This is a genomic window from Caulobacter henricii (assembly GCF_001414055.1).
Classification (GTDB): Bacteria; Pseudomonadota; Alphaproteobacteria; order Caulobacterales; family Caulobacteraceae; genus Caulobacter; species Caulobacter henricii.
Genome location: NZ_CP013002.1, coordinates 1,329,590 through 1,351,026 on the forward strand (window position 1 = coordinate 1,329,590; position 21,437 = coordinate 1,351,026).

Annotated in this window: 36 protein-coding genes; 34 read left to right on the forward strand and 2 right to left on the reverse strand. The window is 64.4% G+C overall.

Annotation, left to right across the window (positions count from 1 at the left end):
• Positions 1-366 precede the first annotated feature (366 nt).
• The 28 genes from rpsJ (at position 367) to AQ619_RS06355 (ending at position 15,311) form a co-directional block, all read left to right on the forward strand.
• A complete protein-coding gene (rpsJ, locus tag AQ619_RS06220) occupies positions 367-675 on the forward strand; it encodes a 30S ribosomal protein S10 (RefSeq protein ID WP_004616952.1) in 309 nt (102 codons plus the stop codon).
• A 14-nt stretch (positions 676-689) separates the two neighbouring features.
• Positions 690-1,460 carry a 50S ribosomal protein L3 gene (rplC, locus tag AQ619_RS06225; protein ID WP_062145530.1) on the forward strand — a complete coding sequence of 257 codons (771 nt, stop codon included), beginning with the start codon at positions 690-692 and terminating at the stop codon, positions 1,458-1,460.
• Positions 1,460-2,098: a 50S ribosomal protein L4 gene (rplD, locus tag AQ619_RS06230; protein ID WP_062145532.1), complete on the forward strand. Its 639-nt coding sequence runs from the start codon at positions 1,460-1,462 to the stop codon at positions 2,096-2,098. The genes rplC and rplD overlap by 1 nt, the downstream gene beginning before the upstream one ends.
• Positions 2,098-2,394 carry a 50S ribosomal protein L23 gene (locus tag AQ619_RS06235; protein WP_062145534.1) on the forward strand — a complete coding sequence of 99 codons (297 nt, stop codon included), beginning with the start codon at positions 2,098-2,100 and terminating at the stop codon, positions 2,392-2,394. The genes rplD and AQ619_RS06235 overlap by 1 nt, the downstream gene beginning before the upstream one ends.
• Positions 2,395-2,398: 4 nt before the next feature.
• Positions 2,399-3,238, forward strand: a complete 840-nt coding sequence (gene rplB / locus AQ619_RS06240; RefSeq protein ID WP_062145536.1) for a 50S ribosomal protein L2 — start codon at positions 2,399-2,401, stop codon at positions 3,236-3,238.
• Between the two features lie 3 nt (positions 3,239-3,241).
• Complete coding sequence (gene rpsS / locus AQ619_RS06245; RefSeq protein ID WP_062145538.1) at positions 3,242-3,520, forward strand: 30S ribosomal protein S19; 279 nt, start codon at positions 3,242-3,244, stop codon at positions 3,518-3,520.
• 3 nt (positions 3,521-3,523) lie between these two features.
• Positions 3,524-3,904: a 50S ribosomal protein L22 gene (gene rplV, locus AQ619_RS06250; protein WP_012285670.1), complete on the forward strand. Its 381-nt coding sequence runs from the start codon at positions 3,524-3,526 to the stop codon at positions 3,902-3,904.
• On the forward strand, positions 3,904-4,653 hold the full coding sequence (gene rpsC / locus AQ619_RS06255) for a 30S ribosomal protein S3 (protein WP_062145540.1): 750 nt from the start codon (positions 3,904-3,906) through the stop codon (positions 4,651-4,653). The genes rplV and rpsC overlap by 1 nt, the downstream gene beginning before the upstream one ends.
• A 12-nt stretch (positions 4,654-4,665) precedes the next feature.
• The gene (rplP, locus tag AQ619_RS06260; protein ID WP_035049360.1) at positions 4,666-5,106 is read left to right on the forward strand and encodes a 50S ribosomal protein L16; all 441 of its coding nucleotides are present in this window, start codon (positions 4,666-4,668) and stop codon (positions 5,104-5,106) included.
• A complete protein-coding gene (rpmC, locus tag AQ619_RS06265) occupies positions 5,103-5,297 on the forward strand; it encodes a 50S ribosomal protein L29 (protein WP_035049361.1) in 195 nt (64 codons plus the stop codon). The genes rplP and rpmC overlap by 4 nt, the downstream gene beginning before the upstream one ends.
• Before the next feature lie 10 nt (positions 5,298-5,307).
• Entirely contained in the window at positions 5,308-5,547 is a 240-nt protein-coding gene (gene rpsQ / locus AQ619_RS06270) for a 30S ribosomal protein S17 (RefSeq protein ID WP_062145542.1), read from the forward strand.
• 18 nt (positions 5,548-5,565) lie between these two features.
• On the forward strand, positions 5,566-5,934 hold the full coding sequence (gene rplN, locus AQ619_RS06275; protein WP_035049365.1) for a 50S ribosomal protein L14: 369 nt from the start codon (positions 5,566-5,568) through the stop codon (positions 5,932-5,934).
• Positions 5,934-6,248, forward strand: coding sequence for a 50S ribosomal protein L24 (rplX, locus tag AQ619_RS06280; RefSeq protein WP_062145544.1), 315 nt, complete (start codon positions 5,934-5,936; stop codon positions 6,246-6,248). Before rplN ends, rplX begins: the two co-directional genes overlap by 1 nt.
• On the forward strand, positions 6,241-6,798 hold the full coding sequence (rplE, locus tag AQ619_RS06285) for a 50S ribosomal protein L5 (protein WP_062145545.1): 558 nt from the start codon (positions 6,241-6,243) through the stop codon (positions 6,796-6,798). The genes rplX and rplE overlap by 8 nt, the downstream gene beginning before the upstream one ends.
• A gap of 21 nt (positions 6,799-6,819) precedes the next feature.
• Positions 6,820-7,125 carry a 30S ribosomal protein S14 gene (rpsN, locus tag AQ619_RS06290; protein WP_035049371.1) on the forward strand — a complete coding sequence of 102 codons (306 nt, stop codon included), beginning with the start codon at positions 6,820-6,822 and terminating at the stop codon, positions 7,123-7,125.
• 10 nt (positions 7,126-7,135) lie between these two features.
• A complete protein-coding gene (gene rpsH, locus AQ619_RS06295; RefSeq protein ID WP_062145548.1) occupies positions 7,136-7,534 on the forward strand; it encodes a 30S ribosomal protein S8 in 399 nt (132 codons plus the stop codon).
• Between the two features lie 18 nt (positions 7,535-7,552).
• Complete coding sequence (gene rplF, locus AQ619_RS06300) at positions 7,553-8,086, forward strand: 50S ribosomal protein L6 (RefSeq protein WP_062145550.1); 534 nt, start codon at positions 7,553-7,555, stop codon at positions 8,084-8,086.
• Positions 8,087-8,089: 3 nt separating this feature from the next.
• The gene (rplR, locus tag AQ619_RS06305; RefSeq protein ID WP_062145552.1) at positions 8,090-8,443 is read left to right on the forward strand and encodes a 50S ribosomal protein L18; all 354 of its coding nucleotides are present in this window, start codon (positions 8,090-8,092) and stop codon (positions 8,441-8,443) included.
• 10 nt (positions 8,444-8,453) lie between these two features.
• Positions 8,454-9,059, forward strand: a complete 606-nt coding sequence (gene rpsE / locus AQ619_RS06310) for a 30S ribosomal protein S5 (protein WP_062145554.1) — start codon at positions 8,454-8,456, stop codon at positions 9,057-9,059.
• A gap of 3 nt (positions 9,060-9,062) precedes the next feature.
• Positions 9,063-9,248 carry a 50S ribosomal protein L30 gene (rpmD, locus tag AQ619_RS06315; protein WP_062145556.1) on the forward strand — a complete coding sequence of 62 codons (186 nt, stop codon included), beginning with the start codon at positions 9,063-9,065 and terminating at the stop codon, positions 9,246-9,248.
• Positions 9,249-9,397: 149 nt separating this feature from the next.
• The gene (gene rplO, locus AQ619_RS06320) at positions 9,398-9,889 is read left to right on the forward strand and encodes a 50S ribosomal protein L15 (RefSeq protein ID WP_062145558.1); all 492 of its coding nucleotides are present in this window, start codon (positions 9,398-9,400) and stop codon (positions 9,887-9,889) included.
• Positions 9,890-10,073: 184 nt separating this feature from the next.
• Entirely contained in the window at positions 10,074-11,429 is a 1,356-nt protein-coding gene (gene secY, locus AQ619_RS06325) for a preprotein translocase subunit SecY (protein ID WP_062145560.1), read from the forward strand.
• A 119-nt stretch (positions 11,430-11,548) separates the two neighbouring features.
• On the forward strand, positions 11,549-12,118 hold the full coding sequence (locus tag AQ619_RS06330) for an adenylate kinase (RefSeq protein ID WP_062145562.1): 570 nt from the start codon (positions 11,549-11,551) through the stop codon (positions 12,116-12,118).
• 173 nt (positions 12,119-12,291) lie between these two features.
• Complete coding sequence (gene rpsM / locus AQ619_RS06335) at positions 12,292-12,660, forward strand: 30S ribosomal protein S13 (protein WP_062145564.1); 369 nt, start codon at positions 12,292-12,294, stop codon at positions 12,658-12,660.
• Positions 12,661-12,672: 12 nt separating this feature from the next.
• Positions 12,673-13,062, forward strand: a complete 390-nt coding sequence (gene rpsK, locus AQ619_RS06340) for a 30S ribosomal protein S11 (protein ID WP_062145566.1) — start codon at positions 12,673-12,675, stop codon at positions 13,060-13,062.
• Positions 13,063-13,137: 75 nt separating this feature from the next.
• Entirely contained in the window at positions 13,138-14,154 is a 1,017-nt protein-coding gene (locus AQ619_RS06345; RefSeq protein ID WP_062145568.1) for a DNA-directed RNA polymerase subunit alpha, read from the forward strand.
• 191 nt (positions 14,155-14,345) lie between these two features.
• Positions 14,346-14,759 carry a 50S ribosomal protein L17 gene (rplQ, locus tag AQ619_RS06350; protein WP_062145570.1) on the forward strand — a complete coding sequence of 138 codons (414 nt, stop codon included), beginning with the start codon at positions 14,346-14,348 and terminating at the stop codon, positions 14,757-14,759.
• A 126-nt stretch (positions 14,760-14,885) separates the two neighbouring features.
• Positions 14,886-15,311 (forward strand): hypothetical protein, encoded by a 426-nt coding sequence (locus AQ619_RS06355; protein ID WP_062145572.1) that lies wholly within the window; start codon positions 14,886-14,888, stop codon positions 15,309-15,311.
• Positions 15,312-15,321: 10 nt separating this feature from the next.
• Here AQ619_RS06355 and AQ619_RS06360 read toward each other — a convergent pair whose 3' ends face one another.
• Together AQ619_RS06360 and AQ619_RS06365 are read right to left on the reverse strand one after the other, a co-directional pair.
• Positions 15,322-16,140 (reverse strand): ABC transporter permease subunit, encoded by an 819-nt coding sequence (locus AQ619_RS06360; RefSeq protein WP_062145574.1) that lies wholly within the window; start codon positions 16,138-16,140, stop codon positions 15,322-15,324.
• A complete protein-coding gene (locus AQ619_RS06365; RefSeq protein ID WP_062145576.1) occupies positions 16,140-17,057 on the reverse strand; it encodes an ABC transporter ATP-binding protein in 918 nt (305 codons plus the stop codon). Before AQ619_RS06365 ends, AQ619_RS06360 begins: the two co-directional genes overlap by 1 nt.
• Positions 17,058-17,214: 157 nt before the next feature.
• On the opposite strand from AQ619_RS06365, the gene AQ619_RS06370 reads away from it, so the two are divergent.
• The 6 genes from AQ619_RS06370 to AQ619_RS06395 all read left to right on the forward strand — a co-directional run bounded on the left by AQ619_RS06370 (position 17,215) and on the right by AQ619_RS06395 (position 21,427).
• Complete coding sequence (locus AQ619_RS06370; RefSeq protein ID WP_062145578.1) at positions 17,215-18,471, forward strand: alkaline phosphatase family protein; 1,257 nt, start codon at positions 17,215-17,217, stop codon at positions 18,469-18,471.
• A gap of 83 nt (positions 18,472-18,554) precedes the next feature.
• Positions 18,555-19,013, forward strand: a complete 459-nt coding sequence (locus AQ619_RS06375) for a VOC family protein (RefSeq protein WP_062145579.1) — start codon at positions 18,555-18,557, stop codon at positions 19,011-19,013.
• The gene (locus AQ619_RS06380) at positions 19,010-19,360 is read left to right on the forward strand and encodes an MmcQ/YjbR family DNA-binding protein (protein ID WP_062145581.1); all 351 of its coding nucleotides are present in this window, start codon (positions 19,010-19,012) and stop codon (positions 19,358-19,360) included. Before AQ619_RS06375 ends, AQ619_RS06380 begins: the two co-directional genes overlap by 4 nt.
• The gene (locus AQ619_RS06385; protein ID WP_062145583.1) at positions 19,357-19,680 is read left to right on the forward strand and encodes an ArsR/SmtB family transcription factor; all 324 of its coding nucleotides are present in this window, start codon (positions 19,357-19,359) and stop codon (positions 19,678-19,680) included. Before AQ619_RS06380 ends, AQ619_RS06385 begins: the two co-directional genes overlap by 4 nt.
• On the forward strand, positions 19,677-20,183 hold the full coding sequence (locus AQ619_RS06390; RefSeq protein WP_062145585.1) for an SRPBCC domain-containing protein: 507 nt from the start codon (positions 19,677-19,679) through the stop codon (positions 20,181-20,183). Before AQ619_RS06385 ends, AQ619_RS06390 begins: the two co-directional genes overlap by 4 nt.
• Positions 20,180-21,427 (forward strand): TCR/Tet family MFS transporter, encoded by a 1,248-nt coding sequence (locus AQ619_RS06395; protein WP_062145587.1) that lies wholly within the window; start codon positions 20,180-20,182, stop codon positions 21,425-21,427. The genes AQ619_RS06390 and AQ619_RS06395 overlap by 4 nt, the downstream gene beginning before the upstream one ends.
• The last annotated feature ends 10 nt before the right edge of the window (positions 21,428-21,437 follow it).

The following is a 21,437-nucleotide window of genomic DNA, read 5'->3' on the forward strand; positions in this document are numbered from 1 at the left end:
CCATGACAGTTCAGGGGTTGCGGCCCGGGGGCTGGGTGCCTATCCAGAAGCGGCTCGCCGAGTCGCCCCACATTGTGGTGCGGAAAGGCAAGCGGAGCGCTTGACGAAACCGGATTCGGAACGTACAAGCGCGCCTCTGTTGGACCGGCTGTGAACTTTCGAGTTCAAACGCGGTTCGCGAGACGCCCGGACATAGCGCCAGCAACCCACTTTCGAGCGGGGGCGCAATATCTGGTCATCAACCCCCACGGGCAACCGTGAGGGTCATTTGTTTTGCGGACGCTGCGTGCGGACTCTTTCGGGAGTTCGAGTTGGTCTTTGAAATGGTTCGAGACGCGGGCGCAGCCCACTAGGAAACCGAGCGATATGGATCGTCAGAACATCCGCATCCGGCTCAAGGCCTTTGATCACCGCGTGTTGGATCATTCCACGCGCGAGATCGTCAATACGGCCAAGCGCACAGGTGCGACGGTACGGGGCCCGATCCCCCTGCCCACGCTTATCGAGAAATTCACCGTCAACCGTTCGCCGCACGTCGACAAGAAGTCGCGCGAGCAGTTCGAGATCCGTACGCACAAGCGCGTTCTCGACATCGTTGACCCGACTCCGCAGACCGTGGACGCGCTGATGAAGCTCGACCTGTCGGCCGGCGTTGACGTCGAAATCAAGCTGTAAGGAGGGCCCGCTTTATGACTCTCCCCGCACAACGCACCGGCGTGATCGCCAAGAAGCTGGGCATGACCCGCTTCTTTGACGAAGCTGGTCAGCACATCCCGGTCACCGTCCTGTCGCTCGACGGTTGCCAGGTCACCGCTCAACGGACCCAGGAGAAGGACGGTTATACCGCCCTGCAACTCGGTGCCGGCGCCAAGAAGCCCAAGAACACCTCCAACGGCATGCGTGGCCACTTCGCCAAGGCCTCGGTCGAACCCAAGCGGGTCGTCGCCGAGTTCCGCGTCGAAGAAGCTGCCCTGATCGAAGTGGGCGCGGAAATCACCGCAGACCACTTCCTGGCCGGCCAGAAGGTCGACATCCAGGGCGTCACCGTCGGTAAGGGTTTTGCCGGCGCCATGAAGCGCTGGAACTTCGGCGGTCTGCGCGCCACCCACGGCGTCTCGGTCTCGCACCGTTCGCACGGTTCGACCGGTCAGCGTCAAGATCCGGGTCGTACGTTCAAGGGCAAGAAGATGGCTGGCCACCTCGGTCAGGAAACCGTCACCACCCTGAACGTCACCGTCTGGAAGGTCGACGTCGAGCGCGGTCTGATCCTGGTCAAGGGCGCTGTCCCCGGCCACGAAGGCAGCTACGTGAAGGTTCGCGACGCGATCAAGAAGGCCGCTCCGGCCGACCTGCCGCGTCCGGGTGCCTTCCGCAAGGCTGGTCAGGCTCCGGTCGCCGCTGCTGCTGAAACCCCCGCTGAGGAAGCCCCTGCGGCGACGACCGAAGAGGGCGAAGGCTAATGAAACTCGACGTCATCAATCTGGACGGCGGCAAGGCCGGTTCCGTTGATCTCGACGACGCCATCTTTGGCATCGCCGACATCCGCGGCGACATCCTGCAGCGCGTCGTCACCTGGCAGCTGGCCAAGCGCCGCTCCGGCAACCACAAGATTCAGGTCCGTAACGAGGTCTCTCGCACGGGCAAGAAGATGTACAAGCAAAAGGGCACCGGCGGCGCCCGTCACGGTTCGCGCCGTGCGGCCCAGTTCGTCGGCGGCGCCAAGGCTCACGGCCCTGTCGTCCGCAGCCACGCGTTCGATCTTCCCAAGAAGATCCGCGCCATGGCCCTGCGTCACGCCCTGTCGTCGAAGGCCAAGTCGGGCTCGATCGTCGTGCTGGACAGCGCCGTTCTGACCGATCCGAAGACGGCCGCCCTGCGCGCCAACTTCGAAAAGATCGGCCTGAAGAACGCTCTGGTCATCGTGGGTCCGGAAGTGGACGGCAACTTCAAGCTTGCCGCCCGCAACATTCCGAACATCGACGTGCTGCCGAACGCCGGCCTGAACGTCTATGACGTGCTGCGTCGCCACACCCTGGTCCTGACCAAGGACGCGGTGGATGCGATCTCGGCCCGTTTCGCTGAGAAGGAAGCCGCGTAATGGCCGCAACCGCCCGCCACTACGACACGATCCTGTCGCCGGTGATCACCGAAAAGGCCACCCTGCTTTCCGAGCAGAACAAGGTTGTCTTCCGCGTGGCCGCCGATGCGTCGAAGGACGAAATCGCCGCCGCAGTCGAAGAGCTGTTCAAGGTCAAGGTCACCAAGGTCAACACCATGGTCACCAAGGGCAAGACCAAGCGCTTCCGCGGCATCATCGGACGTCGGTCCGATGTCAAAAAAGCCATCGTGACCCTGGCCGAAGGCCAGTCGATCGACATCACGACGGGGCTCTAATCAGATGGCCTTGAAGCACTTTAATCCGACCAGCCCGGGCCAACGCGGCCTGGTCCTGATCGACCGCAGCGAGCTCTACAAGGGTCGTCCCGAGAAGAAGCTCGTTGAAGGCCTGACCAAGTCGGGCGGTCGCGGCGGCAACGGCCGTATCGCTGTCCGCTTCCGCGGTGGCGGCGCCAAGCGCCTCTATCGTCTGGTCGACTTCAAGCGTCGCAAGCAGGGCGTGGCTTCGGTGGTTCGTATCGAGTACGACCCCAACCGCACCGCCTTCATCGCCCTGATCAAGTATCAGACCGATGGCGAACTGGCCTACATCCTGGCTCCGCAGCGCCTCAAGGTTGGTGACGAAGTCGTCACCGCCGACAAGGTCGACGTGAAGCCGGGCAATGCCTCGCCGCTGCGGACCATGCCGATCGGCACGATCATCCACAACGTCGAGCTGAAGCCCGCCAAGGGTGGTCAGATCGCGCGTTCGGCTGGTGCCTATGCCCAGCTGGTCGGTCGTGACGCCGGCTATGCCCAGATCCGCCTGAACTCGGGCGAGCTGCGCATGGTTCTGGACACTTGCATGGCCACCGTCGGTGCGGTCTCCAACCCCGACCACATGAACGAGAACCTCGGCAAGGCCGGTCGCGCTCGTCACATGGGTCGTCGTCCCCACGTTCGCGGCGTCGCCATGAACCCGGTCGACCACCCCCACGGTGGTGGTGAAGGCCGGACCTCGGGCGGCCGTCACCCGGTGACCCCGGCTGGTAAGCCGACCAAGGGTGCCAAGACCCGCGTCAACAAGGCCACGGATAAGTTCATCATCCGTTCGCGCCACAAAGCGAAAAAGGGCCGCTAAGCCATGACCCGCTCCGTCTGGAAAGGCCCGTTTGTCGACGGGTACCTCCTGAAGAAGGCCGACGTCGCTTTGTCGTCGGGCCGCAAGGACGTCATCAAGACCTGGTCGCGTCGTTCGACGATCATGCCGCAGTTTGTCGGTCTGACCTTCGGCGTCCACAACGGTCTCAAGCACGTCCCCGTAATCGTGTCGGAAGACATGGTCGGTATGAAGTTCGGCGAGTTCGCTCCGACCCGTAACTTCCCCGGTCACGCCGCCGACAAGAAGGCGAAGAGGAAGTAGGCCATGAGCCAAGCTAAACAACCTCGCCGCCTGCCGGCCAACGAAGCGATGTGCAAGGTTCGCACCCTGCGCACCAGCGCTCGCAAGCTGAACCTGGTTGCTCAGTCCATCCGTGGCCTGAACGTCCAGCGCGCTCTGAACGAGCTCGAATTCAGCCACAAGCGTATCGCTCAGGACGTCCGCAAGGCGCTGTATTCGGCGATCTCCAACGCTGAAAACAACCACAACCTCGACATCGACTCGCTCGTCGTCGCCGAGGCCTATGTGGGCAAGAACCTGGTGATGAAGCGCTTCTCGCCGCGTGCTCGCGGTCGGGCTACGCGCGTTGAAAAGCCGTTCTCCGAGATCACCATCGTGGTCCGCGAACTGGGTGAGGCCGCCTGATGGGTCAGAAAGTCAATCCGGTCGGGCTTCGGCTCGGCGTAAACCGCACTTGGGACAGCCGTTGGTTCGCCGACGGCGACCAGTACGGCAAGCTCCTGCACCAGGACCTCGCGGTCCGGGCGATGCTGAAGAAGCGCCTGTATCAAGCCGGCGTCTCGCGCATCATCATCGAGCGTCCGCACAAGAAGTGCCGCGTCACGATCTATGCCGCCCGTCCGGGCGTCATCATCGGCAAGAAGGGCGCTGACATCGACAAGCTCCGCAAGGACCTGTCGGTGATGACGGAGGGCGAGGTTCACCTGAACATCGTCGAAATCCGTAAGCCTGAAACCGACGCCCAGCTGGTGGCCGAGTCCATCGCCCAGCAGCTCGAGCGCCGGATCGCCTTCCGTCGCGCCATGAAGCGGTCGATCCAATCGGCTGTCCGTCTTGGCGCCAAGGGTATCCGCATCAACGTGTCGGGCCGCCTCGGCGGCGCTGAAATCGCGCGTATGGAATGGTATCGCGAAGGTCGCGTGCCGCTCCACACCCTGCGTGCCGACATCGACTACGGTTTTGCGGAAGCCAAGACCACCTACGGCATCATCGGCGTGAAGACCTGGATCTTCAAAGGCGAAGTGCTGGAGCATGACCCGATGGCGCTCGACAAGCGTCTGGCCACTGAGTCCGGTCCTGCCGGCGAAGGTGGTGGACGCGAGCGCGGCGATCGTCCCGACCGGGGCGACCGCGGCCGTCGCGATCGGGGCTAAGGATAGAGCGCTATGCTGTCACCGAAAAAAACTAAGTATCGCAAGCAGTTCAAGGGACGCATTCATGGCGTTTCCAAGGGCGGCACCCTGCTGAACTTCGGCTCCTACGGCCTCAAGGCTGTTGAGCCGGAACGCATCACCGCTCGCCAGATCGAAGCGGCTCGTCGGGCGATCACTCGCCAGATGAAGCGCCAAGGTCGCGTGTGGATCCGCATCTTCCCCGACGTGCCGGTCACCGGCAAGCCGGCCGAAGTCCGGATGGGTAAGGGCAAGGGCGCCGTGGATCACTGGGCCGCGCGCGTTGCGCCGGGCCGGATCATGTTCGAAATCGACGGCGTGCCGGACGATATCGCTCGCGAAGCCCTGCGCCTCGGCGCGGCCAAGCTGCCGATCCGTACCCGTGTCGTCACCCGCATCGACGCTGGTGCGGCTCTGGAGGCCGAAGCGGCATGACCAAGATTGCTGACATCCGGGGTATGACGCCCGACCAACTCGCCGAGCAGCTGCTCAGCCTCAAGAAGGAGCAGTTCAACCTGCGCTTCCAGGCCGCGACCGGTCAGGTGGAAAAGACCCACCGCGTTGGTGAGATCCGCAAGGATATCGCCCGCATCAAGACCGTGCTGCGCGCCAAGGCCGCGGCTTAAGGAGAACGATATGCCCAAGCGTATCCTCGAAGGGGTTGTCGTCTCCGATAAGGGCGACAAGACCGTAGTGGTAAAGGTTGAACGGACCATCGTTCACCCGCTGCTCAAGAAGATCGTGCGCCGCTCCAAGCGGTACCACGCTCATGACGAGTCCAACGCGTACAAGACCGGCGAATCCATCAAGATCGTCGAGTGCGCTCCGAAGTCCAAGCTGAAGACCTGGGAAGTCCTTCCCAAGGTCTCGGCTTAAGTCTGGAAGGTTTAAACCATGATCCAGATGCAAACTAACCTGGAAGTCGCCGACAACTCCGGCGCTCGCCGGGTCATGTGCATCAAGGTGCTGGGTGGCGCAGGTCGTCGCTACGCCAGCGTCGGTGACGTGATCGTCGTGTCCGTGAAGGAAGCCATTCCCCGCGGTCGCGTGAAGAAGGGTGACGTGCTTCGCGCCGTCGTCGTTCGTGTCAACCAAGGCATGAAGCGCAAGGACGGTTCGCTGATCCGCTTCGACAAGAATGCTGCGGTCATCGTCAACAAAGCGAGCGAGCCGGTCGGCACGCGGATCTTCGGCCCGGTTCCCCGTGAACTGCGCGCCAAGAACCACATGAAGATCATCTCCCTCGCCCCCGAGGTGCTGTAATGGCTGCCAAGATCAAGAAGGGCGACCGCGTTGTCGTCCTGGCGGGCAAGGACAAGGGCAAGCAAGGCGCTGTGTCCCAGGTTCTACCCAAGGAAAACCGCGTTGTCGTGGAAGGCGTGAACCTGGTTCAGCGTCACACCAAGGCAACCCAGGCCGATCCGCAAGGCGGCATCAAGAGCAAGGAAGCCGCGCTGCACGTCTCGAACGTCGCCATCGTGGATTCCAACGGCAAGCCCACCCGCGTCGGCTTCAAGATTGAAGGCGACAAGAAGGTGCGCGTGGCCAAGACCACGGGCGAGGTGATCAATGGTTGATCAAGCTTACGAGCCGCGGCTGAAGTCCGAATATCGCGCCCGCATCCGCGCCGCGATGAAGGAACAGTTCGGCTACACCAACGAAATGCAGATCCCCAAGCTGGACAAGATCGTCCTGAACATGGGTATCGGCGAAGCTGTTGCGGACTCCAAGAAGGCCCAGACGGCCATCAAGGACCTCACCCTGATCGCTGGTCAGAAGCCGGTCGCCACCAAGGCCCGCAAGTCGATCGCTGGCTTCAAGCTGCGCGAAGGCATGATCGTGGGCGCCAAGGTGACCCTCCGCAAGGACCGGATGTACGAGTTCCTCGACCGCCTGGTCACGATCGCGCTGCCGCGCGTGAAGGACTTCCGCGGCCTGAACGGCAAGAGCTTCGACGGCCGTGGCAACTATGCCATGGGCCTGAAGGAGCACCTGGTGTTCCCGGAAATCAACTATGACCAGATCGAACAGATCTGGGGCATGGACATCATCGTCTGCACCACTGCGAAGTCCGACCAGGAAGCCAAGGCGCTCCTGAAGGAATTCCAGTTCCCGTTCACGAATTAAGAGCGGGCAGGGAAACACACCATGGCCAAGAAAAGCGCCGTCAATCGTAACGAGATGGTCAAGACCCTCGTCAAGCAATTCGCCGACAAGCGCGCTGCGCTGAAGGCAATCGCCAACGACGAGAGCCTGCCGCTCGAGGATCGCTTCGAAGCTCGTCTGAAGCTCGCGAAGCTCCCGCGTAACTCCTCCGCCGTTCGCATCCGTAACCGGTGCGAAGTCACGGGCCGTCCGCGCGCCTATTATCGCAAGCTGAAGATGAGCCGTATCGCGCTCCGCGAGCTCGGCTCGTCGGGCCAGATCCCCGGCCTCGTCAAGTCGAGCTGGTGAGGACGATCATATGTCGATGAACGATCCCCTGAGCGACCTGATCGCTCGTATCAAGAACGCCGCCACGCGCAAGCGCGCCAAGGTTGCGACGCCGGCTTCCAAGCTGCGCGCCCGCGTCCTGGACGTGCTGGCCGACGAAGGCTACATCCGCGGCTACTCGCTCGTCGAGAAGCCCGGTGCGTTCCCCGAATTCGAGATCGAGCTCAAGTATTTTGACGGTGAGCCCGTGATCGCCGAGATCGCACGCGTGTCCAAGCCGGGCCGCCGCGTCTATTCGTCGATCAAGGACCTGAAGCCGATCAAGAACGGCCTGGGCATCTCGATCCTTTCGACGCCGAAGGGCGTCATGTCGGACTCCGCCGCACGCGACGCTAATGTCGGTGGCGAAGTCCTCTGCCGCGTCTACTAGGCGCGGGAGGGAAAGAGCATGTCACGTATCGGTAAGAAGGCCGTCGCAATCCCCAAGGGCGTCACTCTGACGCTCGAAGGTCAGACTGTTTCGGTCAAGGGCCCCAAGGGTCAACTCTCCTGGACCGTTCCGGAAGAAATCGAGATCAAGGTCGAAAGCGATGAGCTGACCCTGACCCCGCGGAACGAAACCACCCGCGCCAAGTCGATGTGGGGTCTTTCCCGCACGCTGGTCGCCAACATGGTGCACGGCGTCACCACCGGCTTCGAGGAAACCCTCGAACTGGTGGGCGTTGGTTACCGCGCCGCGATGAAGGGCACTGCGCTCTCCATCCAGCTCGGTTTCAGCCACGATGTGGATGTCGAGGCTCCGGCCGGCGTCACCTTCGCGGTTCCGAAGCAAACCGAAATCAAGATCGCCGGCGCTGACAAGCAGGCGGTTGGCGAGATTGCCGCGAAGATCCGTCGCATTCGTCCGCCCGAGCCCTACAAGGGCAAGGGTGTCCGTTATGCCGGCGAGAAGGTTCGCCGCAAGGAAGGCAAGAAGAAGTAAGCCATGGCGCTCACACCTCGCGAATCCGCCGTGCGTCGTGCCCAACGCACCCGCACCCGCCTCAAGGCTCTGTCCAACGGTCGTCCGCGTCTTACGGTCTTCCGTTCGTCCAAGAACATTTACGCCCAGATCATCGATGATGAACGCGGCGTGACCCTGGCTGCCGCTTCCACCCTCGAAGGTGAAAGCAAGGGCGGCAAGGACAAGGACGCGGCAGCCCTGGTCGGCAAGCTCGTCGCCGAGCGCGCGATTGAAAAAGGCGTCAAGGACGTCGTTTTCGATCGCGGCGGCTACATCTTCCACGGTCGGGTGAAAGCCCTGGCTGACGCCGCGCGCGAAGCCGGCCTCAACTTCTAAGGGAAACATCATGGCTCGTGGTGACCAACAGCGCGGTGAAGGCGGTCCTCGCCGGGACCGTCGCGACCGCAACGCCCCCGAAGAGCGGGTCGACAGCGACATCGTCGAAAAGCTCGTTCACATCAACCGCGTCGCCGCCACCGTTAAGGGCGGCCGTCGCTTCAGCTTCGCTGCTCTGATGGTCGTTGGCGACCAAAAGGGCCGCGTCGGCTTCGGTCATGGCAAGGCACGTGAAGTGCCGGAAGCCATCCGCAAGGCGACCGAAGAAGCCAAGAAGACCATGGTCCGCGTTCCCCTCCGGGAATCGCGCACCCTGCACCACGACGGCTACGGCCGTTGGGGCGCTGGCAAGGTCATGATGCGCGCTGCCCCTCCCGGCACGGGCGTCATCGCCGGTGGTCCGATGCGTGCGGTTCTCGAAACCCTGGGCGTCCAGGACGTCGTGGCCAAGTCGACGGGTTCTTCGAACCCGTACAACATGGTTCGCGCCACGTTCGAGGCCCTGAAGGTTCAATCGTCGCCCCGCCAGATCGCCGCCAAGCGCGGCAAGAAGGTTGGCGACATTCTCGGCCGCCGCGCCGACGGAGCTTCGGCTCCGGACGCCATCGAGGGCTAAGACATGGCTGAAGTCAAAACCGTCAAGGTTCGCCAAACCGGCAGCCCGATCCGTCGCAACAGCATCCAGCGCGAAACGCTGGCTGGTCTGGGTCTCAACAAGCTGGGCCGCGTGTCTGAGCTGGAAGACACCCCTTCGGTTCGCGGCATGATCCGCAAGGTCCAGCATCTGCTGGAAATCGTCGAGTAGGTCTGCTACGAGACGCCGAAGTCGCCACCCCGGTGAAAGCCGGGGTGGTTTTCGTTTGAACGGCGGCTTCGGCGGCCCTTCGGGCGAACCCCTTTTTCAAAGCCGAGTCTGGCCCTCAGCCAGGCGCAGATCTCCAAGGAGAGGCACATATGACCAAACTTAATGAACTCGCTCCGGCTCCCGGTTCGACCAAGGGCCGCATGCGCGTCGGCCGTGGCCCGGGTTCGGGCAAGGGCAAGACCGCCGGTCGCGGTGTGAAGGGCCAGAAGGCACGCTCGGGCGTCGCCATCAACGGCTTCGAGGGTGGCCAGATGCCGCTCCACATGCGTATGCCTAAGCGCGGCTTCAACAATCCCTTCCGCCTGGACTTCGCCGAAGTGAACCTGTGGCGCCTCGAGCAGGCCGTCGAAGCCGGCAAGCTGAAGGCCGGTGCCGAGGTTTCGGTGGCTGACCTGGTCGCTGCCGGCGTGATCCGTCGCGAGCTGGACGGCGTCAAGCTGCTCGGCAAGGGCGAAATCAAGTCGGCCCTGAAGCTGACCGTCTATTCGGCGACCGACGCGGCCATCAAGGCTGTCGAAGCTGCCGGTGGTTCGGTGACCGTGACCAAGAAGGTCAAGGTCGAAGCCGAATCCAAGGCCTGATCGATATAGCTGTCATCCCGGACGGCCGTCAGGCCGGACCGGGACCGTGGCCTGGTTCGGTGTCCTGCATGGTCACTGCGCCGGGGCCCGTTTCGCCGGGATGACAGTTCTTTTCGAGGCTCGCCGTGACATCACGGCGAGCCTCACCTATTTGTGGCTCAGTATTAGAGTCGTGGGGAATTGAATGGCCTCGGCCGCCGAACAACTCGCAGCCAATATGAATTTCGCGTCGTTCCAAAAGGCGACCGAACTTCATAAGCGCATCTGGTTCACGATCATCGCCTTGGTCGTCTTCCGTCTCGGCACTTATGTGCCGATCCCCGGCATCAATCCGGACGCCTTCGCCAGTGCCTTCGCCGGCCAGTCGAAGGGCATCCTGGGCATGTTCAACATGTTCTCGGGCGGTGCCGTTGAGCGGATGGCGATCTTCTCGCTGAACGTCATGCCCTATATCAGCGCCTCGATCATCGTGCAGCTGATGGGCTCGGTGTATCCGCCGTGGGAAAAGCTGAAGAAGGAAGGCGGCGAAGCCGGCCGCAAGACCCTCAACCAGTACACGCGCTATCTGGCCGTGATCCTGGCCATTGTGCAGTCGTTCTCGATCGCCGTGGGCCTGCACAGCCAGGCCGGTCTGGTGTTCGAAGGCATCAGCGCACCGTTCTTCATAGCCTCGACCGTTGTGGCCCTCACGGGCGGTACGATGTTCCTGATGTGGCTGGGTGAGCAGATCACCAGCCGTGGCGTGGGCAACGGCGTCTCGCTGATCATTTTCGCCGGTATCGTGGCGGGCCTGCCGCGTGGCATCGGCCAGCTGCTAGTGCAGTCGCAGACCTCGGGCAACTATGTCCCGCTGTTCGTGATCGTGGCCCTGGCGGTTGCGGCCGTCTGGGCGATCGTCTTCATCGAGCGCTCGCAGCGCCGCCTGCTGGTTCACTATCCCAAGCGCCAGCAGGGCAATCGCATGATTGGTGGCGACACCTCGTTCATGCCGCTGAAGATCAACACGGCCGGTGTGATCCCGCCGATCTTCGCCTCCAGCCTGCTGCTGCTGCCGACGACGGCCATGGGCTTCCTGTCGACAGCGAACCTGCCGCCCTGGGCTGGCTGGCTGCCGGCCACCGTTGGGGCCCTGCAGCATGGCCAGCCGGCGTTCATGATCCTCTATGCCGCCCTGATCATCTTTTTCTCGTTCTTCTACACCTCGGTGGTGTTCAATCCTGAAGAGACGGCCGAGAACCTGCGCAAGTATGGTGGCTTCCTGCCGGGCATCCGGCCGGGCAAGCGGACGGCGGAATATCTGGACTATGTCCTGACCCGCCTGACCGTGATCGGCGCGGCCTACATCACGGCGGTCTGTATCATGCCGGAGATCATGATGGCGGGGCTGGGAGCAACCCAGTTCGCCCTCGGGGGAACCTCAGTGCTCATCGTCGTGACCGTGACCATGGATACGGTCGCACAGATCCAGTCCCAGTTGCTGGCGCACCAGTACGAGGGTCTGATCAAGAAATCGAAACTCCGCGGCAGCAAGGGCCGCTAGGATTTCAGCCTTCTGGAAGCCGGTTTGTGACAAAACCGGCTTCCGTTTTTTCCGCCCGCGCTCTAGGTCTGCGGGGAGGGTGACCGGGCGAAGACCCGGCGACGCGTGAAGGGACATTCATGAACTTGATCCTGTTCGGACCGCCGGCGGCGGGGAAGGGGACCCAGGCCAAGCGGCTCGTCACCGAGCGTGGCATGGTTCAGCTTTCAACGGGTGACATGCTTCGTGCAGCGATCGCCTCGGGCTCCGAGCTTGGGGCCCGGGTCAAGGGCGTGCTTGACCGGGGTGAACTGGTCACGGACGAGATCGTCATTGCCCTGATTGAAGATCGCCTGCCCGAGGCCGAAGCGGCCGGTGGCGCGATCTTTGATGGCTTCCCCCGGACGGTGGCCCAGGCAGAGGCTCTGGACAAAATGCTGGCCGCTCGCGGCCAGAAGATCGACCTCGTCCTCCGACTCAAGGTAGACGAGCCCTCCCTGGTGGAGCGGATCTCGAAACGATTCGCCGAACAGGGCCGCCCGGACGACAATCCCGATGTCTTCGTGACCCGCCTGGCGGCCTACAACGCCCAGACCGCGCCTCTGCTGCCCTACTACGAGGGGCAGGGGAAGCTTAAGGAGCTGGACGGCATGGCGGACGTGGAAACGGTCGCTGCCTCTATCGACGCTGCCCTTTCGGGTGTGGCGTAAGACATTTTCAATTCGTTGATTTTCGGCGGATTCAACCATTGACGGCGGCGCAACGATCCCTATAACGGGGCGCTTCCGCGAAAGGGCGCGATCTGTGCGCGCCGGACTGGGTCGAAAGACCGGGCCGGGCGCGCCGTTCGCGTCTTTAGTGCGTGACTAGGAGAACATTAGACGTGGCCCGTATCGCAGGCGTCAACATCCCGACGAACAAGCGCGTTTTGATCGCGCTTCAGTACATTCATGGCATCGGCCAGAAGTCCGCTCGTGACATCGTCACGAAGGTGGGCATCGACGATACCCGCCGCGTCAACCAGCTGACCGACGCCGAGGTCCTGCAGATCCGTGAAACGATCGACAAGGACTTCACCGTCGAAGGCGACCTGCGCCGCGAAAACTCGATGAACATCAAGCGCCTGATGGACCTGGCCTGCTATCGCGGCCTGCGTCACCGTAAGGGCCTGCCGGTCCGCGGTCAGCGCACGCACACGAACGCCCGCACCCGCAAGGGTCCGGCCAAGCCGATCGCCGGCAAGAAGAAATAAGGTAGCCTGACGATGGCCAAGGAAACGGGTCGCGTTAAAAAGCGCGAACGCAAGAACATCACCTCGGGCGTGGCGCACGTGAACGCCTCGTTCAACAACACCATGATCACCATCACCGACGCTCAGGGAAATACGATTTCCTGGTCCAGCGCCGGCATGATGGGCTTCAAGGGTTCGCGCAAGTCGACCCCTTATGCTGCCCAGATGGCTGCGGAAGACGCGGGCAAGAAGGCTGCCGAGCACGGCGTGAAGACCCTCGAGGTCAACGTGTCGGGTCCGGGTTCGGGCCGTGAATCGGCCCTGCGCGCCCTCCAGGCCGCTGGCATGACCATCACGACCATCCGCGACGTCACGCCGATCCCGCACAACGGCTGCCGTCCGCCCAAGCGTCGTCGCGTCTAGTACTTTTTAGACTCAATTCTCCTTCGCCGGCTGCGCAAAACGCGGCCGGCGAGCCGCGTTCAAGGGATCGACCACGTGATCGAAAGAAACTGGAACGAGCTGATCCGTCCTGAGAAGCCGCAGATCGAGACTGGCGCCGACGCGACCCGCAAGGCGCGCATCGTGGCTGAGCCGCTCGAGCGCGGCTTTGGCGTGACGCTCGGCAACGCGCTCCGCCGCGTTCTGCTCTCGTCGCTTCAGGGCGCCGCCGTTACCGCCATCCAGATTGATGGCGTTGTCCACGAATTCTCCTCGCTCGAGGGCGTCCGCGAAGACGTCGTCGACATCGTTCTGAACATCAAGCAATTGGCCGTGCGCATGCACGCCGAGGGCCCGAAGCGCATGACGCTCCGCGCCACCGGCCCCGGCCCTGTGACCGCTGGCCAGATCGAAACGCCTTCGGATATCGAGATCCTGAACCCTGACCACGTGCTCTGCACGCTGGACGACGGTGCCACCGTGCGCATGGAGTTCACGGTCAATACCGGCAAGGGTTACGTCCCGGCCGACAAGAACCGTCCGGAAGACGCGCCGATCGGCCTGATCGCCGTCGACGCCCTGTACTCGCCGGTCAAGCGCGTCGCCTATCGCGTCGAGCCCACCCGTCAGGGCCAGTCGCTGGACTATGACAAGCTGATCCTGGAAGTCGAAACCAACGGCGCTGTCACGCCGGTGGACGCCGTGGCCTATGCCGCCCGGATCCTGCAAGACCAACTGCAGATCTTCATCACCTTCGAAGAGCCCAAGGCCAAGTCGGCCGACGAGGCCAAGCCTGAGCTGCCGTTCAACCCGGCGCTCCTGAAGAAGGTCGATGAGCTGGAACTGTCGGTTCGTTCGGCCAACTGCCTGAAGAACGACAACATCGTCTACATCGGCGATCTGATCCAGAAGACCGAAGCCGAGATGCTGCGCACGCCGAACTTCGGCCGCAAGTCCTTGAACGAAATCAAGGAAGTGCTGGCTGGCATGGCGCTGCACCTGGGCATGGACGTGCCGAACTGGCCGCCCGAAAACATCGAAGACCTGGCCAAGAAGTTCGAAGACCAGATCTAAGATTAGCGTATCGCGCTCGATCCGGGCCGCTCGCCACCCTTCGGGACTGGCGGGCGGCCTGGGCCTTTTGAAGCCGCACCTGCGGTGGAGGGCCCCGGCGCTTCGTTCTGACCCGGCCGGGAACAGGCTGGGATGGGTGACAATCAGCGCTAGATCGCGCCCCTGCGGGCCAAGGCCCAGGAGACACTACAATGCGTCACGGTAAAGCTCACCGTAAACTCGGCCGCACCTCGGCTCACCGCACCGCCATGTTCGCCAACATGTCGGCCTCGCTGATCAAGCACGAGCAGATCGTCACCACCCTGCCCAAGGCCAAGGAACTGCGTCCCTTCGTCGAGAAGCTGGTCACCCTGGCCAAGCGCGGCGACCTGCACGCCCGTCGCCAGGCCATCTCGACCGTCCGCGACGTTGAGCAGGTCGGCAAGCTGTTCGCCACCATCGGTCCCCGCTACAAGGACCGTCAGGGCGGCTATATCCGCGTCCTGAAGGCCGGCTTCCGCTATGGCGACAACGCTCCGCTGGCCGTGATCGAGTTCGTCGACCGCGACGTCTCGGCCAAGGGCAAGGACTCCGGCCCGGACTACTCGGCCCAGGCCGAAGACTAAATCTCAGCCCCGGCTGAAACGAAGGGCCCCGGAGCGATCCGGGGCCCTTTGTCGTTTCCGGGCCCGGAGTGGACAGCCGCGCCGCCCTGAACCACTCTCCCGGTACACAAGCCGGGGGATCAAACCATGTTGCGCGCCATCCTTGCTGTCCTGGGGGCCATCGCCGCCAATATCATCCTCGTCACCCTTTGCGAGATGGTCCTGAAGGCAGGCTTTCCGCCGCCTCCGGGCCTGGACCTCAACGATCCCGCTCAGTTGAAGACCTTCGCCCAGTCCATGCCGCCCCTGGCCCTGGCCGGACTGGTGGTTGGCTGGGCCGTGGGGGCGTTCGGCAGTGCGGCGGCCGGATTCCTGATTGCCCGCAAGACCTGGGCTGCCTGGGTCGGGCCGGCGTTCAATCTGCTGGGTGTGGTGATGAGCATCACCATGATTCCGCACCCGCTCTGGGTGGCGGTCATCGGCGTTGTGATGCCCTTTATCGCAGCATGGAGCGCGCCGCGCCTGTGGGGCGCGCGGCCCGCCGCCACCGAGGCCGTGGCGTCGGGCGACTGACGCCCGGCCCCTATTCCCGCGTCAGGTCCTGGCGCTGGAAGAGGGCGATGGCAGCAGCCATCAGGGCCAGGGTCCAGGCCAGCAGGGCCAGGAAGGCCCAGCCGACGGCTCCGCTGTCCATCCCGGCATGGTTCGGGGCCGCCGCGAAGGCGCGCAGGAGATCGGCGTCGTAGGCGGGAATGGCCAGAACCTTCCAGTTCGGCTCGGGGTTCATGGCTCCCAGGGTCCCGGCCAGAACCGACTGCACGAAGCGCACGACCAGGCAGACCACGACGGCGGCCATGGGCGAGCGCGCGACGACCGCCACGCAGGCCGCGAGCGCGGCCAGACACATGGCCTCCAGCCAGGTCACGACGAAGACACCGGCGATTTCGGCCAGGCCGAGGGACGAGGCGACAATCGCCTTGCTGTTGATCCCCGCACCGATCACCGCCGCCAGAAGGGTCAGCAGAACCGTCAGGACAAGGTTCCACAGGACCGCTTCGGCGATCACGATCAGCTTGGCGGCCAGCAGGTTGAAGCGGCTGTTGCGCGGTGTGCGCAGTCGCCAGGTCTCCCAGCGATAGTCGCCGGCGAGGATCGAGGCCGCACCGATCATCAGGAACAGGGCGGCCATGGTCGAGGCCCCGGAGCCGAGGGCCTTGATGACCTGGGCGGCCAGATCGATCGTCGCGCCGGGGAACGGGCGCTTGATCACATGGCGCACGAACAGGTCGCCGCCGATGGCGAGGGCGAAGCCGATCAGGGGCGCAAAACAGAAGCCCCAGAACAGGGCGGAGCGGTCCCGCAGCAGGCGGAAGCGTTCGGCGGCGATGGCGTCGACCAGCATCAGGCGGCTCCTTCCGGGGTAGCGGCCGTCGGCACTTGGCCCAGCGATTTCAGATAGACACCTTCAAGGTCGACTTCGCGCCAGCGGGCCTCGACGATTTCGGCACCGGCCTCGACCAGGGCGCGGATCACGGCCGGCGCCTCGGGGCGCGGAATGTCGGCCAGGACGGCGTCGGGTCCATCGGCCTCGCCGCGATCACCCAGCACTGCCAGGACCGGGGCGAGGGGAGAGGCCAGGGTCAGGCGCAGGCGGGCTTCGCCGGCGGTGAGGTCATCGACTCGGCCCTCTGCTACGACCTTGCCGTGCGAGAGGATGGCGACGCGATCACAGACGCGCTTGACCTCGTCCAGTTGGTGGCTGGCCAGGATGACCGTCACGCCTTCGCGTTTTGCCAGATCGACGATCAGGGCGCGGATCTCCTGGATGCCGGCCGGGTCCATGCCGCTGGTCGGCTCGTCCAGGATGACCAGTTCGGGCTTGGTCAGGAAGGCCGCCGCCAGACCCAGACGCTGCTTCATGCCGACCGAGAAGCCGCTGGTGGCGCGATCGGCGGCATGGGTCAGACTAACCCGCTCCAGCCATGCGGGGATATCGGGGTTCTGGAACCCGCTTTCCAGGGCCAGCATCTGCAGGGTTTCCCGGGCGGTCAGATAGGGCGGGTAGCGCGGGGTCTCGATCATGGCTCCGACGCGGCGCAGGGCGGCGAGGTCACCCGCGGGGGCCCCGAACAGCCGCGCGGTCCCGCTGGTGGGCCTGACGAGGCCCAGCGCGATGCGGAACAGGGTGCTCTTGCCTGCCCCGTTGGGGCCCAGCACGCCAAACACGCCGCCCACAGGAATGGCGATCGAGAAGTCGTCGAGCGCCCGAACGGCTCCATAGGTCTTGGTGAGGCCTGTGGCCTCAAGGGCGATGCTCATGCGCGCGCGACATCCAGGTCAGGAGAATCCTGCCAATGGGGTAACTATGGGGGTGCGGTCAGCGTCCGCCAAGTTAAGTCGCGGTCATGCGCGGCTGTCACACGGGCGAGACCTGCGGATGGCATCGACGCCAAATGGACATGGGATGGGGTGTGTGATGAAGAGCCTGTATCGCCTTGCGGCCCTCGGTGCCGTCCTGCTGCTGTCGGCCTGCGCATCCCTCGGCGGCGGCATCGGCGGCGAGGGCGGGGGCACCCAAAGCCGGCTGACGATCCTGATCTCGAGCGACGGTTTCCGCGCCGACTATCTGGGCCGCGGCGACACGCCGGCCCTCGATGCCCTGGCGGCCGAAGGCGCACAGGGCGGCATGCGTCCCTCGTTTCCGACCCTGACCTTTCCCAACCACTACACCCTGATCACCGGCAAGCGGCCTGACCGCAATGGCATCGTCAACAATGTCATGGAAGACCCGGCCATTCCGGGCGTGCGCTTCTCCATGTCGAACGCCGCCGCCGTACAGGACCCGCGCTGGTGGAGCCAGGCCTTGCCGTTCTGGGTCTCGGTCGAGCAGCAGGGGATGAAGGCTGCGGCCATGTTCTGGCCCGGCTCGGAAGCCGAGATTGCCGGCGTGCGGCCCTCGCGCTGGATGACCTTCAATCAGGCCCTGCCGTCCAATGACCGGGTCGATACCCTGCTCGCCTGGCTGGATGATCCCAAGGGGCCGGAGCTGCGGTTCGCCACCCTCTATTTCGACGTCGTCGACACCGAGGGCCATCATTATGGCCCGGACTCGCCCGAACGGCGGGTGGCCACCGTCGAGGTCGACCAGGCCGTGGCGCGGCTGGTGGCCGGCCTGAAGGCGCGCGGCCGGCTGGAGACGACCGATATCGTGCTGGTCGCCGACCATGGCATGGCCTCAGTTCCGCCCAGCCAGCGCTGGCCCCTGGATGATGTCGTCGATCTCTCCAAGCTCAAGCTGGTCTCCACCGGCGCGGTCGTCGGCCTGACGCCGGTGCCGGGCCATGAGGTCGAGGTCGAGGCGGCCCTGCTCAAGCCCCTGCCGCATCTGACCTGCTGGAAGAAGGGGCAGATCCCCGAGCGCTATCACTACGGGCGTAATCCGCGCGTGCCGGCCATCGTCTGCCTGTCGGAAACCGGCTGGTACGTCACCACCCGCAAGATGATGGAAAAGCCCGGAAAATGGGACCTGCGCGACGGGGGGCAGCATGGCTTCGACCCCTATGACCCGGCCATGCGGGCGATGTTCATCGCTCGGGGCCCATCCTTCAAGCCCGGGGTGAAGCTGCCGGATTTCGACAATGTCGATGTCTATCCGCTGCTGGCCCGGGTCTCGGGCATCAAGCCGGAGAAGGGCGACGGCAGTCTGAAGGTCATAGGGCAGGCGCTGCGCTAGGCTCCGCTGCCCTGCCTTTTGGACCTTGCACAGATAGTTTCGATATGCGTTAAATATTGTCGATATCCGACAGGAGCGGCGATATGGCTGACGGGCGTCCCAACCTCATCTCGGCGGTCTGCTACCGCGATCCCAGGGCGGCGCTCGCCTGGCTGGAAAAGGCCTTCGGCTTCGAACTGGTCTTTCTGGTCGAGGATGCCGAGGGCAATCTCGGCCATTCGGAAATGCGCTTCGGCAATGCCGCCGTGATGATCGGCAACGAGTGGAGCGACGATCACAAGAGCCCGGCTTCGGTCAGCGGCAAGAACACCCAGACGGTGCACATCCAGCTGAGCGAGGGCGATCTCGACGCCCATTGTGCGCGGGCCCGGGCGGCGGGCGCTGACATCATCGTCGAGCCCGAGACCCAGTTTTATGGCGACCGCACCTATCGCTGCAAAGACCCCGAAGGCCACATCTGGACGGTGGCGCGAACCGTCGAGACCGTGTCGGTTGAGGAGATGGAACGCCGCACGGGCCTGAAGATCACGGGGCAAGGGTGACCGAGGACGATTTTCGCCGCATCGCCCTGTCTCTGCCGGGCGCGATCGAAAGCGCCCACATGGGCACGGCCGATTTCCGTGTCGGGCGCATCTTCGCGACCCTGGGCTATCCCGACGCCGCCTATGGCATGGTCAAGCTGACGCCCGACCGCCAGGACATGCTGGTGGCAGCCGAGCCCGCGATCTTTCAACCCGTCAAGGGTGGGTGGGGTGCCAAGGGGGCGACCTTGCTGTGTCTGGCCGCCTGTGACGAGCCTACGGCGACCGGCGCCCTGACCGCCGCCTGGCGTGGTGTCGCCTCGAAGACCCAGCTGAAGGCGTTCGATGCCGTCCATGGGCCCGCGTGACCGCCTCCATCGATCGCACCCTGAGCGCTCTTGCCGATCCGCACCGTCGCCGGGTCGTCGATCTGCTGCGGCTGCGACCGCATCGGGCGGGGGAACTGGCCGAAGCGATCGGCCTGACGCCGCCGGCCATGAGCCGCCACCTGCGGGCCCTGAAACAGTCGGGACTCGTCGAGGAAAGCCATCCCGCCTTTGACGCCCGGGTGCGCGTCTATCATCTGCGACCCGGTCCGATGGACGAGCTGAAGGCCTGGCTCGAGATCGCCGAGACCCACTGGGTTGACCAGCTGACGGCGCTGAAGGCCCATCTGGAGGGCGAATGAGCTCGCGCGTTGTTGTCGCCCTGCGCATCAAGGCCCCGCCGATCCGGGTCTTCGAGGCCTTCACCCGGGAGATCGCAACCTGGTGGCGGCCCAATACCCTGTTCACCTTCACGCCGAGGTCGCCCGGGGTGATGGCCTTCGAGGACGGTGAGGGCGGTCTGCGCCTGGTGGAGCGCCTGGCCTCCGGCAAGGTTTTCGAGGTCGGCAGGGTGCGGGCCTGGGAGCCCGGCCAGCGCCTGGTGGTCGGCTGGCGCCAGGCGACCTTCGCGCCGGGCATGGACACCGAGGTCGAGGTCCGTTTCGAGGCGGTCGAGGACGGCACGCGGGTGACGGTAGAGCATCGGGGCTGGGACAGCGTGCCGGCTGAGCATGTGGCGCGCCACAGGTTTCCGGACGGCCTGTTTCTGCGGCGGCATGGCGAATGGTGGCGCGATCTGCTGGAGGGCCTTGCCGTGGTCGCCCTGGACCGGCAACAAGGGCCGGCAGGGGAGAACGCATCATGAATCAGGCCATTTCAGGCGGTCGCCGACAGGCGGCCCTGGGCTTCATCTTCGTCACGGCCGTGATGGATGTGCTGTCCCTGGGTGTGATGATCCCGGTCCTGCCGGAGCTGGTGAAGCGGTTCAATGGCGGTGACACGGCCGATGCCGCGGTCTGGAATGTGCTGTTCGCCACCACCTGGGGCGTGATGCAGTTCATCTGCGCGCCGGTCCTGGGCCTGCTGTCCGACCGGTTCGGCCGTCGCCCGGTGATCCTGACCTCGATCTTCGGCCTCGGCGTGGACTTCCTGTTCATGGCCCTCGCGCCGAACCTCTGGTGGCTGTTCATCGGACGGATTCTGAACGGCATGACCGCGGCCAGCTTCTCGACCGCCGGGGCCTATGTGGCGGACGTCACCACGCCTGAAAATCGCGCCAAGGGCTTCGGCCTGATGGGCGCGGCCTTCGGGGTCGGCTTTACCTTCGGCCCGGCCCTCGGCGGCTTTCTGTGGCAGTTCGACCATCGCCTGCCGTTCATGGTCTGCGCGGCCCTGGCCCTGTGCAACTGGCTGTACGGCTATTTCGTGCTGCCGGAATCCCTGCCGCCGGAACGCCGGATCAAGGCGTTCGACTGGAAGAGGGCCAATCCGATCGGATCCCTGAACCTGCTCAGGAGCAAGCCCGACCTGCTGGGCCTGGCCGGGGTCGGCTTCCTGTTCCAGCTGGCCCACAACGTCCTGCCGTCGGTGTTCGTGCTCTATATGGGCTTCCGTTTTCAGTGGTCGCCGCAGGTGATCGGCCTGACCCTGATGGCCAGCGGCATTGCGGGTATCCTGCTGCAGGCCTTTCTGGTCGGCCGGATCGTCAAGGCGGTCGGCGAGCGCGGCGCTCTGCTGATCGGTCTGCTCTGCGGCTTCGTCGGCTTCCTGATCTATGGCCTGGCCCCGACCAGCTGGGTCTATCTTTGCGGCCTGCCGATCTTCGCCTTCTCCGGCCTGATCCAGCCCGGCCTGCAGGGACTGATGACCCGTCGCGTCTCGGCGCAGGAACAGGGCCAACTGCAGGGGGCCAATTCGGCCATGCTGGGCATCACCTCGATCATCGGTCCGACCCTGTACCTGGCCCCGTTCGCCTGGGCGGTCCGGCACGATGCGACCCTGCACATGCCGGGCCTTCCGGTCCTGATCGCGGCCGTGCTGATGCTGGCGGGTGCAGGACTGGCGTTCCGTTTCGCCCATCCTATCTCAGGCGAGGCGCGCCCGGCCTGACCGCCCGTGG

Excerpts from the sequence above, each read along its gene's own strand:
- AQ619_RS06390 (WP_062145585.1), top strand. The coding sequence starts at position 19,677 with ATGAGCTCGCGCGTTGTTGTCGCCCTGCGCATCAAGGCCCCGCCGATC.
- rplQ (WP_062145570.1), top strand. The coding sequence starts at position 14,346 with ATGCGTCACGGTAAAGCTCACCGTAAACTCGGCCGCACCTCGGCTCAC.
- secY (WP_062145560.1), top strand. The coding sequence starts at position 10,074 with ATGGCCTCGGCCGCCGAACAACTCGCAGCCAATATGAATTTCGCGTCG.
- rpsS (WP_062145538.1), top strand. The coding sequence starts at position 3,242 with ATGACCCGCTCCGTCTGGAAAGGCCCGTTTGTCGACGGGTACCTCCTG.
- rpsK (WP_062145566.1), top strand. The coding sequence starts at position 12,673 with ATGGCCAAGGAAACGGGTCGCGTTAAAAAGCGCGAACGCAAGAACATC.
- rpsE (WP_062145554.1), top strand. The coding sequence starts at position 8,454 with ATGGCTCGTGGTGACCAACAGCGCGGTGAAGGCGGTCCTCGCCGGGAC.
- rpsH (WP_062145548.1), top strand. The coding sequence starts at position 7,136 with ATGTCGATGAACGATCCCCTGAGCGACCTGATCGCTCGTATCAAGAAC.
- rplB (WP_062145536.1), top strand. The coding sequence starts at position 2,399 with ATGGCCTTGAAGCACTTTAATCCGACCAGCCCGGGCCAACGCGGCCTG.
- AQ619_RS06365 (WP_062145576.1), bottom strand. The coding sequence starts at position 17,057 with ATGAGCATCGCCCTTGAGGCCACAGGCCTCACCAAGACCTATGGAGCC.
- rplC (WP_062145530.1), top strand. The coding sequence starts at position 690 with ATGACTCTCCCCGCACAACGCACCGGCGTGATCGCCAAGAAGCTGGGC.
- AQ619_RS06355 (WP_062145572.1), top strand. The coding sequence starts at position 14,886 with ATGTTGCGCGCCATCCTTGCTGTCCTGGGGGCCATCGCCGCCAATATC.
- rplD (WP_062145532.1), top strand. The coding sequence starts at position 1,460 with ATGAAACTCGACGTCATCAATCTGGACGGCGGCAAGGCCGGTTCCGTT.
- rpsQ (WP_062145542.1), top strand. The coding sequence starts at position 5,308 with ATGCCCAAGCGTATCCTCGAAGGGGTTGTCGTCTCCGATAAGGGCGAC.
- rplX (WP_062145544.1), top strand. The coding sequence starts at position 5,934 with ATGGCTGCCAAGATCAAGAAGGGCGACCGCGTTGTCGTCCTGGCGGGC.
- rplE (WP_062145545.1), top strand. The coding sequence starts at position 6,241 with ATGGTTGATCAAGCTTACGAGCCGCGGCTGAAGTCCGAATATCGCGCC.
- rplO (WP_062145558.1), top strand. The coding sequence starts at position 9,398 with ATGACCAAACTTAATGAACTCGCTCCGGCTCCCGGTTCGACCAAGGGC.
- rplP (WP_035049360.1), top strand. The coding sequence starts at position 4,666 with ATGCTGTCACCGAAAAAAACTAAGTATCGCAAGCAGTTCAAGGGACGC.
- AQ619_RS06360 (WP_062145574.1), bottom strand. The coding sequence starts at position 16,140 with ATGCTGGTCGACGCCATCGCCGCCGAACGCTTCCGCCTGCTGCGGGAC.
- rplF (WP_062145550.1), top strand. The coding sequence starts at position 7,553 with ATGTCACGTATCGGTAAGAAGGCCGTCGCAATCCCCAAGGGCGTCACT.
- rpmD (WP_062145556.1), top strand. The coding sequence starts at position 9,063 with ATGGCTGAAGTCAAAACCGTCAAGGTTCGCCAAACCGGCAGCCCGATC.
- rpmC (WP_035049361.1), top strand. The coding sequence starts at position 5,103 with ATGACCAAGATTGCTGACATCCGGGGTATGACGCCCGACCAACTCGCC.
- AQ619_RS06370 (WP_062145578.1), top strand. The coding sequence starts at position 17,215 with ATGAAGAGCCTGTATCGCCTTGCGGCCCTCGGTGCCGTCCTGCTGCTG.
- AQ619_RS06235 (WP_062145534.1), top strand. The coding sequence starts at position 2,098 with ATGGCCGCAACCGCCCGCCACTACGACACGATCCTGTCGCCGGTGATC.
- rplR (WP_062145552.1), top strand. The coding sequence starts at position 8,090 with ATGGCGCTCACACCTCGCGAATCCGCCGTGCGTCGTGCCCAACGCACC.
- rplV (WP_012285670.1), top strand. The coding sequence starts at position 3,524 with ATGAGCCAAGCTAAACAACCTCGCCGCCTGCCGGCCAACGAAGCGATG.
- rpsC (WP_062145540.1), top strand. The coding sequence starts at position 3,904 with ATGGGTCAGAAAGTCAATCCGGTCGGGCTTCGGCTCGGCGTAAACCGC.
- AQ619_RS06330 (WP_062145562.1), top strand. The coding sequence starts at position 11,549 with ATGAACTTGATCCTGTTCGGACCGCCGGCGGCGGGGAAGGGGACCCAG.
- AQ619_RS06375 (WP_062145579.1), top strand. The coding sequence starts at position 18,555 with ATGGCTGACGGGCGTCCCAACCTCATCTCGGCGGTCTGCTACCGCGAT.
- rplN (WP_035049365.1), top strand. The coding sequence starts at position 5,566 with ATGATCCAGATGCAAACTAACCTGGAAGTCGCCGACAACTCCGGCGCT.
- rpsJ (WP_004616952.1), top strand. The coding sequence starts at position 367 with ATGGATCGTCAGAACATCCGCATCCGGCTCAAGGCCTTTGATCACCGC.
- AQ619_RS06395 (WP_062145587.1), top strand. The coding sequence starts at position 20,180 with ATGAATCAGGCCATTTCAGGCGGTCGCCGACAGGCGGCCCTGGGCTTC.
- rpsN (WP_035049371.1), top strand. The coding sequence starts at position 6,820 with ATGGCCAAGAAAAGCGCCGTCAATCGTAACGAGATGGTCAAGACCCTC.